Consider the following 12,744-nt stretch of genomic DNA (forward strand, 5'->3'; position numbering starts at 1 on the left):
GCTATGACTTGTTGCAGTGCGAAATCGCGTTATTTTCCTCGTCAACACCCCGGAGAGGATTTCCCAAATGTCTAACGATCTTACCCTTCTCGTATCGCGTATCTTTCTTGTCGCCCTGTTTCTTGCTTCAGGCATCCCGATGATGTTCGCACCCGGCGGCTTTGCCGGTTACATGGGAGCTATCGGTCTTCCTGCGCCGATGCTGGTCACCTGGATTGTGATTGCAATCAAGGTTCTCGGCGGTTTGGCTGTCTTGGTTGGCTTTAAGACCCGCTATGCGGCATATGCGATTGCAGCGTTTGCCATCGGTTCGGCGCTTCTTGGCCACACGAATTGGGCCGATGCCAACGAGTTCAACAACTTCTTCAAGAACGTCGCGATTGCTGGCGGCTTCCTCGCGCTGTCCGTTGCTGGTCCCGGCGCGCTGTCGGTCGACAAGCGCTAAAATCTTTCCCTGCCCAAGAAAAAGGCCCGGAGCAATCCGGGCCTTTTTCTATTGGGATCTGCGTTCTACGAGGCTAGCATGATTGCAGCGAGCCGCGGGACATACCGAAACTACCTGCCGTTGATTGCCGCCAGCACCGCCTGCAACGTGGCGTCATCTTCGGTGCTGCGGGGTTTCAGCGCCTGCACCATGCAGGCCTGCGATTGCAGGATCACGCCATCGTCGAGGATCTTCAGGTGGTTGGCGCGCAGCGTTGAGCCAGTCGAGGTGATGTCGACAATCACATCGGCCGATCCTGCCGCCGGTGCGCCTTCGGTCGCGCCGAGGCTTTCGACAATGCGGTAGACCTGAATGCCGTGCTGGCTGGAAAAGAACTGCTGCGTCAGCCGCCAATATTTGGTGGCGATCCGCAAGCGTCGACCATGGCGCTGGCGAAATTCGGCGGCGACATCATCGAGATCGGCCATGGTGTCGACGTCGAGCCAGGCTTCCGGCACCGCGACCACCACATCGGCACGCCCGAAGCCGAGCCGTGCGCCGATGGCGGCACGCTTTTCCCAGTCGGGGATCGTCTCGCGCACGAGGTCTTCACCGGTCACGCCAAGATCGACGGTGCCGTTGCCAAGCTCCCGCGCGATTTCGGACGCCGACAGAAACGCGATTTCGACATCGAGCCCGTCGACGCGCGTCCGGTAGCTGCGCTCGTCGGTCTGCGGCATCACCTTCATGCCGGCCTTGGTCAGCACGGCCAGCGATTCTTCCTTGAGGCGACCCTTGGAGGGGAGGGCGAGCGTGATTGTCATGCCGCGTCTCCCCGCAGTGCCTCAATCCGGTCGAGCCAGACCGAAAACCCGACGCCGGGGATTGGCTGCTGCGCTCCCAGCAAGGTCAGCAGGCGGTCGAAGCGACCACCGCCAACCAGCGGGCGCGAGCCCTCGGCCGAAATCTCGAACACCAGCCCGGTGTAATAGTCGAGCGGACGCCCGAACCCGGCATCGAACTTGACGCAACCGCGTGGCAAGCCATGACCAAGCACCGCGTCGGCGCGCGCGGAAAACAGCTCCAGCGCCGCCCCAAGCGATAGCCCGGCCTGACGCTCGAAATCGGCCAGTGCCTCCGACGCGCCTTCCAGTTCGGTGCGGATCGAGAGGTAGGCTCTCAGCGCGTCGAGCGCGTCCGAAGACAGCCGCACGCTGCGCAATTCCGCCTTTTCGATCACCCGCTGGGCGATTTCGTCAGGCGCACGGCCTGCCGACACCGACAGACCTGCATCTTCCATCAGCGCGCGCACATGGGCGGCAAGGCCGCGTGCGTCGCCATCGAAGATCAGCGACGCCACCGGTTCAGCATAGGACGCTGAACGGCTTGGATTGGAAAGGTCGTCCAGCGCGGTCGCCAATTGCGCCGCCGAGCCGAACGCGCGTGCGAGGCGCGTGCGCCAGCCGCGCGGCAGGCCAAGCGCCGCCAGCACCGCCTCAAACAGCCGCTGGTCGCCGAGCGTCGCCGTCAGTGTCACGTCTGGCAGAACCCGCGTCAGCAGGGCATGGGCGTCCGCAACCGAGCGTGCATCGGCAGCGGCGATATCGGTCTCGCCAAGGTCTTCGATTCCGGCTTGAAAGAATTCCGCCCCGCCGTCGCGGCGCTGGCGAAACACTTCGCCGAGATAGGCATAGCGGCGCGGCGTTCCGGCCTGGCTGGCGATATGGTCAAGGCAGACCGGAATGGTGAATTCCGGCCGCAGGCACAGCGCAGCGCCGGTCTCGCTTTCGGTCAGGAAAATCCGTCGGCGCAAATCTTCGCCGGCCATATCCAGAAACGGATCGGCCGGTTGCAGCACGTCGATCTCGGTCATGTTGACATCACGCTCGGCAAATACCGCGCGAATGTCAGCGGCAAAAGCCGGCAGACGCGAACTCATCCCCGATCCGCCTTCTGCGCGTCGAGAATGCCTTGCACGGTTGCGACCAGATCAGCCTCTTTCACCGACACCTGTGCCGGACGGCTTTCGCGCCATTCGGTATTGTCGGTAATCGCCGCGGCCGCCTTCGCGCCAGCGATCAGATCCTTGATCTGGACTTCGCCATTGGCGCGTTCGTCGCCACCCTGGATCACCACGCATGGCGCACCGCGCCGGTCGGCATATTTCATCTGCGCCTTCATGCCGGAGCCGCCGAGGTACATTTCGGCGCGGATGCCGGCCTGGCGCAGCGACGACACCATCTGCTGATAGCGACCGAGGCTTTCGGTGTCCTTGTCCATGACCAACACGACGACTGGCGCGATCACGTCGGAGCTGTCCAGCATGCCAAGGTTTTTCAGCGCCGATGTCAGGCGCGAGACACCGATGGAGAAGCCCGTCGCGGGAACCGGCTCGCCGCGGAAGCGCGACACCAGCCCGTCATAGCGTCCGCCACCGGCAACCGAGCCGAACCGCACGATCTCGCCCTTGTCGTTGGGCACCTCGAACAGCAGCTCGGCTTCGTAGACCGGACCGGTGTAATATTCGAGCCCGCGCACAACCGACGGATCGATCTTGATGCGCCCGTCATCGTAACCGGCAGCCGCCACCAGCGCGGCGATCTGCTTCAGTTCTTCGACGCCTTCATTGCCGGCGACGTCGCCGGTTTCAATATAGGCCAGCACCGTCGCGATACCGGCTTCATCCAGCCCCGCGCCCTTGGTGAAATCGCCGCTTTCGTCCTTGCGGCCTTCGCCCAGCAAAAGGCGCACGCCTTCCGGTCCGAACTTGTCGAGCTTGTCGATGGCGCGCAGCACGGTCAGGCGGCGGCCAGCATTGTCGGCACCGCCGAGGCCAATCGCCTCGAGCACGCCGTCCAGCACCTTGCGGTTGTTGACGCGGATGACGTAGTCGCCACGCTTGATGCCGACGGCTTCCAGCGTGTCAGCCATCATCATCGCCATTTCGGCGTCGGCGGCGACGCCCGGCGTGCCGACGATATCGGCGTCAAACTGCATGAACTGGCGGAAGCGGCCCGGTCCCGGCTTTTCATTGCGGAACACCCAGCCCGAACGATAGGAGCGGAACGGCTTGGGGATCGCTTCAAAGTTTTCCGCCACGAAGCGCGCCAGCGGCGCGGTCAGGTCGTAGCGCAGCGACAGCCATTGCTCGTCGTCGTCCTGAAACGAGAACACGCCTTCGTTGGGGCGGTCCTGATCGGGCAGGAACTTGCCGAGCGCGTCGGTATATTCGATCAGCGGCTGCTCGACCGGCTCAAAGCCATAGAGCTCGTAGACCTTGACGATTTCGTCAGTCATTTTCTTGACGGCGCGAATGTCGTCCGCATGGCGATCGACGAACCCGCGTGGGAGCCGCGCTTTCATCTTGTCCGCCTTGTCAGCCATGATCGTATCCGTCCGTCTATGTGAGAAAAAGCCCTTCTGGGCGCGCGGGTTTCCTAGCCGATAAGGGGGGGCGCGGCAAGGCAAAGCCCGGCAAGCGTTGCATTTTCGCACCGCTGTTGCGAAACCGTGTGGATGCGCGGCAACGCTACTGGCGTTTTGGCCGACACAAGCCTATCAGACCGCTTCGAAGGTGACGGACGCGGAACTTTTCGACGCCAGATCACTTCTATTCACACATTGTCGCACAGTTGAAGCAGAAACCTGCTGGTAACTTTGTGATCGTAATAACGGTGGGATTCCAACCGAGATGTCGCCTGTGAAAGCTCTCTTCCTCTCCGCATTCATGTTGACCGGTATCGCCATGTGGGGCGCAGGCGTCTACACCGCCGACGCTGCTGGCGACCACGCTGCCATTGACGGCTACGGCGTCACGGCGCGCTGAGCAAGTCTGAAAAGGGCGGCTGGCAATAGGCAATAAGTCGAAAGCCGCTGCCTCTTGCCAACTGCCTATGCTCTTGCCCCCTCGCTCACCAAAAAACGCTTCTCCCGCCCGTCCAGCACAAGCGCTGTCAGCCGCCCGGTTGCGAACGCCTTCGTGTCGACATTGACGCGGTTGGGCAGGAGTTGCGGCGCGTCGTGCGGGGTGTGGCCATGCACGATGACCTTTTCAAGCAGCCCGGTATGATCGAGAAACGCGCGCCGGATCCAGATCAAATCGTGCGGATCTTGCGCCTCGAGCGCAACGCCGGGGCGCACGCCGGCATGGCAGAAAAAGAAATCACCGAACGTCACCGCGCGCGGCAAATTGCGCAACAGCGTCATGTGCTTGTCAGGCAGTGCCGACAGGAGTAGCCGGTGGCTTTCCAGCAATTGCGCGCGGCTCGTTTCATCGAGCGCGACGCCATAGGATTGCGCCGTTTCGACCCCGCCAAAATTGAGGAAAATCCGCGCGCCCTCTGCCGTCGGGTCGGTGAGAAATTCCAGCATGCCCTCATCGTGGTTGCCCATCAGCGCAATATAGCGCGGATCACGGGCGACAAGCTTGGTGAGGCAGTCCAGCACCTGTGCTGATTGCGGTCCCCGGTCGACATAGTCGCCCAGATGAATCACGCGCCAGTCCCGCGGCTGATCGCGCAAGATCTCGGCGGCGATCAGCCGGTGCATCTGTTGCAACAGGTCGAAGCGCCCATGCACGTCGCCGATGGCGTAAAGCCGTATGCCGTCTGGCGTTGCGGCGTCGCTGATGCTGATCCCGCCCGTGGTCACGACGCTTTGTTGTAGAGCAGTTCCGGCCCGGCGTCGGCAATGTTGCGCTTGCCGCACAGCGCCAGCGTGGTGTCGAGTTCCTTGCGGATGATCTCCAGCGCGCGGGTCACGCCCGCCTTGCCGCCAGCGCCCAGCCCGTAAAGGAACGGCCGCCCGATGAATGTGCCTTTCGCCCCCAGACACAGTGCCTTGAGTACGTCCTGGCCAGAGCGGATGCCGCCATCGACATGCACTTCGATCCTGTCGCCGACCGCATCGACGACCTCCGGCAGCACCGAGATCGAAGACGGTGCGCCGTCGAGTTGCCGCCCGCCATGGTTGGACACGATAATCGCATCGGCCCCGGTGGCGGCTGCCATCTTCGCGTCTTCAGCGTCGAGAATACCCTTGATGATCAGCTTGCCGCCCCAATACTCCTTGATCCACGCGACGTCGTTCCACGACAGCTGCGGGTCGAACTGCTCGGCCGTCCACGACGCCAGCGACGACAGATCGGTGACGTTTTTGGCGTGTCCGGCAATGTTGCGGAATGTGCGGCGTTGCGTGCCGAGCATCCCGACGCACCAGCCTGGCCGCGTCGCCATCTGCCAGATATGGTTCGGCGTGAATTTCGGCGGCGTCGACAGGCCGTTGCGCAGATCCTTGTGGCGCTGGCCGAGAATTTGCAGGTCCGCTGTCAGCACCAGCGCCGAGCACTTCGCTGCCCGTGCGCGGTCGATGAGATTCTTGACGAAATCACGGTCGCGCATCACGTAAAGCTGAAACCAGAACGGCTTCGTCGTCACCGAGGCGACATCCTCGATCGAGCAGATGCTCATCGTCGACAGCGTGAACGGAACCCCGAATTCTTCCGCTGCCTGCGCCGCCAGCATCTCGCCATCGGCATGCTGCATTCCGGTCAGCCCCGTCGGCGCAAGCGCGACCGGCATCGACACCTTCTCGCCGATCATGGTCGAGGTCAGCGAGCGGTTGGTCATGTCGACCAGCACGCGCTGGCGCAATTTGATCTTGTGAAAATCTTCCTCGTTGGCGCGGTAGGTGCTCTCCGTCCACGCGCCGGAATCGGCGTAGTCGAAGAACATCTTCGGCACCTTGCGACGGGCACGTTCCTTGAGGTCGGCAATAGCGAGAAGATGTTGCATGAGCCTATCCTGCTGTGCTTCGGTCGCGGCCAAGGCTGCGTTGCCGCAGCCGTAATTGCGAGATGCGCTGCCATTCGCCGCTGCGTTCGGCGTTGGTCATTGCCTGTTCGACAAAGTCGATATGCGCGCGTGCCGCCTTGCGTGCCGCCTCGGCATCGCCGGCGACGATGGCGTCGTAGATGGCGCGATGCTGTCCGAGCAATTCGTCCTCCGCGGCGTGGGTGCGATAGATCAACGTGCGGCTCAGGAAGACCCCGTCCTCCAGCAGCCGGTAACACGAGCGCAGCGTGTGCAAAAGCACGATATTGTGGGCACATTCGCCGACCGCATTGTGGAACTCGACGTCGATGGCGACTTCCGCAGCAAAATCGTCGCGCGCATGGGCGTCTTCCATGCGCCTGATGATATCGGCTAAAAGTGCGCGGTCGTCGGCGGTGGCGCGGCGGGCGGCAAATTCGGCGGCGATGCCTTCGACCTCGCGCCGATATTCTAGATAATCCGCCGCCGCCTTGCGGTTCTGCGCCATCAGATCCATCACCGGCGCGGCAAACACCTCGCCGATCACGTCGGCGACATGGCTGCCGCCGCCCGGCCGTGTCACGACGAGGCCGCGCCCTTCCAGATCCTTCAGCGCATCGCGCACGATCGGCCGCGACACATCGAACTGCCGCGCCAGCTCACGCTCGCCCGGCAGACGGTCGCCGGGGCGCACAACGCCTTCCAGAATCAGCATCTCGACCTGCTCGACAACATCGTCGGCGGTGCGCGAATGTGCGATAGGTGCGAAGATCTCGGTCACTTGTTCCGTCCGTCTGTTGGCGCAGATATATCGGCCTTGCGGCAGAGTGGTCAATTTTATTATCCGATCAACGGCGGAATCGGTTGTGTGACGAGCTTTGACGATTTCAGATTGCAGCCTCGGGGAATGGCCGGTAAAATGATTTTACCAGTTTGGAGGAAGCCATGTCCGGCCTGAAAATGCCATTGCCCGATGCCGCGACGCTGGCGCGCCGCGCCGAAATCGTCGCCGACATGCGCATCATCGTGCCGGGCGAGGGGGTCGTTGACGCCGAAAACGCGATGCGGGTGTTCGAAACCGACGGGCTGACGGCCTATCGCCAGTTGCCGATGGTGGTGGTGCTGCCGGAAACCGTGACGCAGGTGTCGCGCATCCTCAAATATTGCGGCGAGCGCAACATCAAGGTGGTGCCGCGTGGCGCCGGCACCTCGCTGTCCGGCGGCGCACTGCCGCTGGCCGACGCCGTGCTCCTAGTGATGAGCCGCTTCAACCGTATCCTCGACATCGATTACGCCAACCGCACTGTCACCGCCCAGCCGGGCGTCACCAATCTCGGCATCACCCACGCGGTCGAGCAGGACGGTTTCTACTACGCCCCCGACCCGTCGTCCCAGATCGCCTGTTCCATCGGCGGCAACATCGCCGAAAATTCCGGCGGCGTGCACTCGCTCAAATATGGCCTCACGGCCAGCAATGTGCTCGGCATCGAAATGGTGCTGATCTCGGGCGAAGTAGTGCGCCTCGGCGGCAAGCATCTCGACGCCGAAGGCTATGATCTGCTCGGGCTGATGACCGGTTCGGAAGGGCTGCTCGGTGTTGTCACCGAAGTCACCGTGCGCATCCTCAAAAAGCCAGAAACCGCACGCGCCGTGCTGCTCGGCTTCGCGTCGAGCGAAGAGGCGGGCCAGTGCGTCGCCGACATCATCGGCGCGGGCATCATCCCCGGTGGCATGGAGATGATGGACCGTCCCGCCATCCACGCGGCGGAAGATTTCGTCCAGGCCGGCTATCCGCTCGACGTCGAGGCGCTGCTGATCGTCGAGCTGGACGGCCCCGCCGCCGAAGTCGACCACCTCATCGGCGAGGTCGAAGCCATCGCTAAACGGAACGGCTCCACCACCTGCCAGATTTCGACCTCAGAGGCCGAGCGGATGAATTTCTGGGCCGGGCGCAAGGCGGCATTCCCGGCGGTCGGGCGCATCTCGCCGGATTATCTGTGCATGGACGGCACCATTCCGCGCAAGGAACTGCCGAAAGTGCTGGCCGGCATGCGCGAATTGTCGGAAAAATATGGCCTGCGTGTCGCCAACGTCTTCCACGCCGGCGACGGCAATCTGCATCCGCTGATCCTCTACGACGCCAACAAGGATGACGAACTCGCCCGCGCCGAAGCCTTTGGCGCCGATATCTTACGCCTCTGCGTCAAGGTCGGCGGCGTCCTCACCGGCGAACACGGCGTCGGCGTCGAAAAACGCGATCTGATGCCGGAAATGTTTACCGAAGAGGATCTGAACCAGCAGATCCGCGTCAAATGCGCCTTCGACCCCGACCATTTGTTCAATCCGGGAAAAGTCTTCCCGCAGCTGCACCGCTGCGCCGAAATGGGCCGCATGCACGTCCATCGCGGGCAGGTGGCGTTCCCGGATATTCCGAGGTTCTGATGACGACTTTCACCCCCTCGACACCGGAGCAGGTGCTGGAAACCGTCAGCTGGGCCGCCGCCGAAGAGACGCCGCTGGAGGTCGTCGGCCATGGTTCCAAGCGCGCCATCGGCCGCCCGTTGCGGGTCGAACACACGCTCGATCTGTCGCAACTGACCGGCGTCACCCTTTACGAGCCGGAGGAGCTGGTGCTGTCCGCCCGCGCCGGCACTCCGCTCGCCGAGCTCGAAAAGCTGCTGGCACAGAACAATCAGGAATTTGCCTTCGAGCCGATGGACTACGGTCCGCTGCTTGGGCAAGAGCCCGGTCGCGGCACCATCGGCGGCGCGCTGGCGACCAATCTTGCGGGCCCGCGCCGGGTCAAGGCTGGGGCCGCGCGCGACCATATTTTGGGCATCCACGCCGTCTCCGGGCGCGGCGCTTCGTTCAAATCCGGCGGCCGCGTGGTGAAAAACGTCACCGGTTATGACCTGTCGAAAGCGATGGCAGGCTCCTGGGGGACGCTTGCTGTCGTCACCGACGTCACCTTCAAGGTCTTGCCCCGCGCTGCCACCGAGGCGACGCTGGTGTTGCGCGGCCTCACCGAAGAAGACGCGGCGCACGCGATGGCGCTCGCCATGGGCTCCAGCGCCGAGGTCGCGAGTGCCGCCCACCTGCCCGAATCCGTCACCGGCCGCGTGCTCGACGGCGCATTGCGCGGCAAGGGCTCGACCTTGCTGCGGCTCGAAGGTTTCGGCCCCTCCGTCGCCTATCGTTTCGACCGTCTTTCCGCCTTGCTGCAAGGCCACGGCTCGCATGAGCGGCTGGACGACGCGCAATCGCGTCAGCTCTGGCGCGAAGTGCGCGACTGCCAGCCCTTCGCCGATGGCACGCCGCGTGCCGTCTGGCGCGTCTCGATGGCCCCGTCGCAGGGCCACCACATGGTGATGGCGCTGCGGATGCAGACCGCGGTCGACGCGTTCTACGACTGGCAGGGCGGCCTGATCTGGCTGCGCATGGAAGCCGACCCCGAAGCCGATCTCTTGCGCGCCCTGATCGCCCAATATGGCGGCGGCCACGCCACGCTGATCCGCGCCCCGGCGCCGTGGCGCTCCGCGATCCCGGTGTTCCAGCCGCAACCGCCCGCACTCGCGGCCCTTTCGGCACGCCTCAAAGACCAGTTCGACTCTAGGGCGATCCTCAATCCGGGCAGGATGGGCATCTGATGCAGACCAATTTTTCGCTCGCCCAGCTGGCCGATCCGCACATCGCGGAGTCGGAATCGATCCTGCGTAAATGCGTGCATTGCGGCTTCTGCACCGCGACCTGCCCGACTTATGTCACGCTCGGCAACGAGCTCGACTCCCCGCGTGGGCGCATCTATCTCATCAAGGACATGCTCGAAAACGGCCGCGCCGCCGATGAGCAGGTCGTCACCCATATCGACCGCTGCCTGTCGTGTCTCGCCTGCATGACCACCTGTCCGTCGGGCGTCAATTATATGCACCTGGTCGACCACGCTCGCGCCCACATCGAGAAAACCTACAAGCGGCCGCTGATCGACCGGCTGATCCGGAAGGTGCTCGCCGCGGTGCTGCCCTATCCGGCGCGGTTTCGCGCGGCGTTGAAGCTTGCCCCGCTCGGCCGTCCGTTCATCGACCTGTTCGACAACATCAAACCGTTGAAACCTGTCGCGGCGATGTTGCGGCTTGCACCGCCGACGCTGCCTGCCGCATCGTCGGTGTCCCAGCCTGCCACCCACCCCGCGATCGGCGCGAAGATCGGCCGCGTCGCGCTCCTCACTGGCTGCGCCCAGTCGGTGCTCGACCCCGCCATCAACGAAGCGACGGTGTCGCTGCTGACCCGGCTCGGCGTCGAAATCGTGGTTCCGGCGGGCGAGGGATGCTGCGGCGCGCTGGTGCATCACATGGGCCGCGAGGCGGCAGCGCTGGAGGCCGCCCGGCGCAATGTCGACGTGTGGACGCGCGCGATTGAGGATGGCGGTCTCGACGCCATCATCATCACAGCGTCGGGCTGCGGCACCACGATCAAGGATTACGGCTTCATGCTGCGGCTCGACCCGGCGTACGCCGAAAAAGCCGCCCGCGTCTCGGCGCTGGCCAAGGACGTTACCGAATATCTCGCCACGCTCGACCTGCCGCAACCGACGCTCAAAACCGGCCTCACCGTCGCCTATCATTCCGCCTGTTCGATGCAGCACGGCCAGAAGATCGTGCGCCAGCCGAAAGACCTGCTCACCCGCGCCGGCTTCATCGTCAGAGAGCCGCGCGAGGGCCATCTGTGCTGCGGTTCAGCTGGAACCTACAACATTCTTCAGCCTGAAATTTCGCAAACGCTGAAAGCCCGTAAGGTTAAGAACATCGAAGCCACCGGTGCTGCCCTCATCGCGACCGGCAATATCGGCTGCATCACCCAGATCGCCTCCGGCACGGCGCTGCCTATCGTTCACACGGTGCGGTTGCTCGACTGGGCGTATGGGGGGAAGAGGCCGGAAGGAATGGGGAATGCGGCAGTGGGCAATAGGCAATAGGGAAGAAGGGAATAAGGGAGTATGGGAAGAAAACCAAGGCAGCGTGAATCGACGCCTACTGCCTTCTCTTATTCCCCTACTCCCTTCTTCCCCTAAAACCCTATTCCCCTACATCCCTACTGCATCGCTTCCACTCGTCTCCCCCGCAGCCAGAACACAAACGGGATCGACACCAGATACATGGTGATGCCGTAGACTGCAGAGGGCAGGCTGAATGGCGGCAGGGCGCTGGCCTGTTCCACGATCAGCGAGCCGACGGTGATGCCGAGCGTGGCGTTCTGGACACCGGTCTCGATCGAGATTGCCTTGGCTTCCGGAAGCGTGAGCCCAAACACCCGGCCAAAGAAGATGCCAGCCCCCAGCAGGATGATGTTGAGGAGTATCAAAGCGGGTGCGAGGACGGCGAGATTGTCCATGAAGGTGCGCCAGTTGGCGGCCAGCGCGCCGACCACCACCACGACAAACAGCACCACCGCCAGTTTCGACACGATGGCGTCGAGTTTCAACGCGAAGCCTTCCGCCATCTTGCGAATGGCAATGCCGATGGCGACCGGAACCAGCGTGATCAGGAACATCGACACGCCCAGCGACGTGACGTTGATGGCCGGCGCGTCGAGCCCCATGAAATGGCTGGCGAAGAAGGCGGTCAGCACCGGGACGCTGAACACTGCGACCAGACTGATGATGCCGGTCAGCGAAATCGACAAGGCGACTTCGCCGCCTGCAAGCTTGGTCAGCAAATTGGCGGTGACGCCGCCCGGGCACAAGGCAAGGATCATCATGCCGACTGCCAGTTCGGGCGGCAGCCGGAACAGAAGCACCAGAATATAGGCGACCGCCGGGATCAGGATCAGCTGCGCCCCCGCGCCGATGGCAAAGGTCTTGGGCCGTGCCGCGACACGCCGAAAATCGTCGAGTGTCAGGCCAAGCCCCAGCGAGAACATGATGATCGCCAGCGCCAGCGGCAGGAATATTGTGATGAGGCTGTCCATGCTTTCCCCCCGAAAGCGGGGCGGCAGTACCGACCCCAATTCACAGTGAATCGTCCTCCAACGACATACGTCATCATAGGACGCAATCGGTGTGGCGCAACGCTTCGCACAATAAAAAGCTAGGATTGTTCAGTATTTCAAAGGGAAAGTGGAGGTTTCTGTTGCCAGGTACCTCCGAACCCCGCCTAGAAGTGCGAACCACTAGGACTTAATTTGAAGCTATCGCACCGCATTAAGCAGCGAGACGTGCTTCCGCATAGTTGTCGTTTGCAACTACAAGTTTAGCCCGATAACGGTGGTACAATGCCGAGTACAGCGAACTGTCTTTCAACGCCCGTCAATCCCATTTCACCCCCATCAGCAACCCATGCCGAGCCAGTCTGGCTCTTGAGCCCATGGACTCCTGGTGGAGGTGGCGGTTTCGAAACCGCGTCCGGTTCGTCTATTGCACAGCCGGTTTAGCACCTTAGCCGCCACAAGGACGGCATCCCTGAGATAGAGGCGGTGGGGCGAGAATTCAAGCAGAATTCGCGATACCCGCCGGGT

12 protein-coding genes and 1 other RNA gene are annotated in these 12,744 nt (G+C 63.0%); 5 read left to right on the forward strand and 8 right to left on the reverse strand.

Translation table 11 applies throughout. The features are described 5' to 3' along the window. The first annotated feature begins 67 nt into the window (after positions 1–67). Positions 68–445, forward strand: coding sequence for a DoxX family protein (locus BMZ42_RS04775; protein WP_091519268.1), 378 nt, complete (start codon positions 68–70; stop codon positions 443–445). Between the two features lie 110 nt (positions 446–555). Here the strand turns inward: BMZ42_RS04775 and hisG are convergent, their stop codons facing one another. The 3 genes from hisG to hisS are packed head-to-tail and all read right to left on the reverse strand — an operon-like array spanning position 556 to position 3,808. Then, positions 556–1,248, reverse strand: a complete 693-nt coding sequence (gene hisG, locus BMZ42_RS04780; RefSeq protein WP_091519271.1) for an ATP phosphoribosyltransferase — start codon at positions 1,246–1,248, stop codon at positions 556–558. Then, on the reverse strand, positions 1,245–2,363 hold the full coding sequence (locus BMZ42_RS04785) for an ATP phosphoribosyltransferase regulatory subunit (protein ID WP_091519273.1): 1,119 nt from the start codon (positions 2,361–2,363) through the stop codon (positions 1,245–1,247). The genes hisG and BMZ42_RS04785 overlap by 4 nt, the downstream gene beginning before the upstream one ends. Further along, positions 2,360–3,808, reverse strand: a complete 1,449-nt coding sequence (hisS, locus tag BMZ42_RS04790) for a histidine--tRNA ligase (RefSeq protein WP_091519275.1) — start codon at positions 3,806–3,808, stop codon at positions 2,360–2,362. The genes BMZ42_RS04785 and hisS overlap by 4 nt, the downstream gene beginning before the upstream one ends. 307 nt (positions 3,809–4,115) lie before the next feature. On the opposite strand from hisS, the gene BMZ42_RS18380 reads away from it, so the two are divergent. Then, positions 4,116–4,250, forward strand: coding sequence for a hypothetical protein (locus tag BMZ42_RS18380; protein WP_091519277.1), 135 nt, complete (start codon positions 4,116–4,118; stop codon positions 4,248–4,250). Positions 4,251–4,315: 65 nt separating this feature from the next. Here the strand turns inward: BMZ42_RS18380 and BMZ42_RS04800 are convergent, their stop codons facing one another. Genes BMZ42_RS04800 through BMZ42_RS04810 form a run of 3 tightly spaced genes read right to left on the reverse strand, consistent with a single transcriptional unit; the run spans position 4,316 to position 7,015 of the window. Then, the gene (locus tag BMZ42_RS04800) at positions 4,316–5,074 is read right to left on the reverse strand and encodes a metallophosphoesterase family protein (protein WP_091519279.1); all 759 of its coding nucleotides are present in this window, start codon (positions 5,072–5,074) and stop codon (positions 4,316–4,318) included. Then, a complete protein-coding gene (locus tag BMZ42_RS04805) occupies positions 5,071–6,216 on the reverse strand; it encodes an alpha-hydroxy acid oxidase (protein WP_091519282.1) in 1,146 nt (381 codons plus the stop codon). The genes BMZ42_RS04800 and BMZ42_RS04805 overlap by 4 nt, the downstream gene beginning before the upstream one ends. A gap of 4 nt (positions 6,217–6,220) precedes the next feature. Beyond that, on the reverse strand, positions 6,221–7,015 hold the full coding sequence (locus BMZ42_RS04810) for an FCD domain-containing protein (RefSeq protein WP_091519284.1): 795 nt from the start codon (positions 7,013–7,015) through the stop codon (positions 6,221–6,223). A gap of 164 nt (positions 7,016–7,179) precedes the next feature. On the opposite strand from BMZ42_RS04810, the gene BMZ42_RS04815 reads away from it, so the two are divergent. The 3 genes from BMZ42_RS04815 to glcF are packed head-to-tail and all read left to right on the forward strand — an operon-like array spanning position 7,180 to position 11,206. Next, a complete protein-coding gene (locus BMZ42_RS04815) occupies positions 7,180–8,676 on the forward strand; it encodes an FAD-linked oxidase C-terminal domain-containing protein (RefSeq protein WP_091519287.1) in 1,497 nt (498 codons plus the stop codon). Beyond that, entirely contained in the window at positions 8,676–9,881 is a 1,206-nt protein-coding gene (gene glcE / locus BMZ42_RS04820) for a glycolate oxidase subunit GlcE (RefSeq protein ID WP_091519289.1), read from the forward strand. Before BMZ42_RS04815 ends, glcE begins: the two co-directional genes overlap by 1 nt. Next, the gene (gene glcF / locus BMZ42_RS04825) at positions 9,881–11,206 is read left to right on the forward strand and encodes a glycolate oxidase subunit GlcF (RefSeq protein WP_091519292.1); all 1,326 of its coding nucleotides are present in this window, start codon (positions 9,881–9,883) and stop codon (positions 11,204–11,206) included. Before glcE ends, glcF begins: the two co-directional genes overlap by 1 nt. Positions 11,207–11,322: 116 nt before the next feature. Here the strand turns inward: glcF and BMZ42_RS04830 are convergent, their stop codons facing one another. Beyond that, positions 11,323–12,198 (reverse strand): bile acid:sodium symporter family protein, encoded by an 876-nt coding sequence (locus BMZ42_RS04830; RefSeq protein ID WP_091519293.1) that lies wholly within the window; start codon positions 12,196–12,198, stop codon positions 11,323–11,325. Between the two features lie 147 nt (positions 12,199–12,345). Continuing rightward, positions 12,346–12,723: a transfer-messenger RNA gene (gene ssrA, locus BMZ42_RS04835) on the reverse strand. Positions 12,724–12,744 lie beyond the last annotated feature (21 nt).

The organism is Aquamicrobium aerolatum DSM 21857 (assembly GCF_900113935.1).
GTDB classification, from domain to species: Bacteria; Pseudomonadota; Alphaproteobacteria; order Rhizobiales; family Rhizobiaceae; genus Aerobium; species Aerobium aerolatum.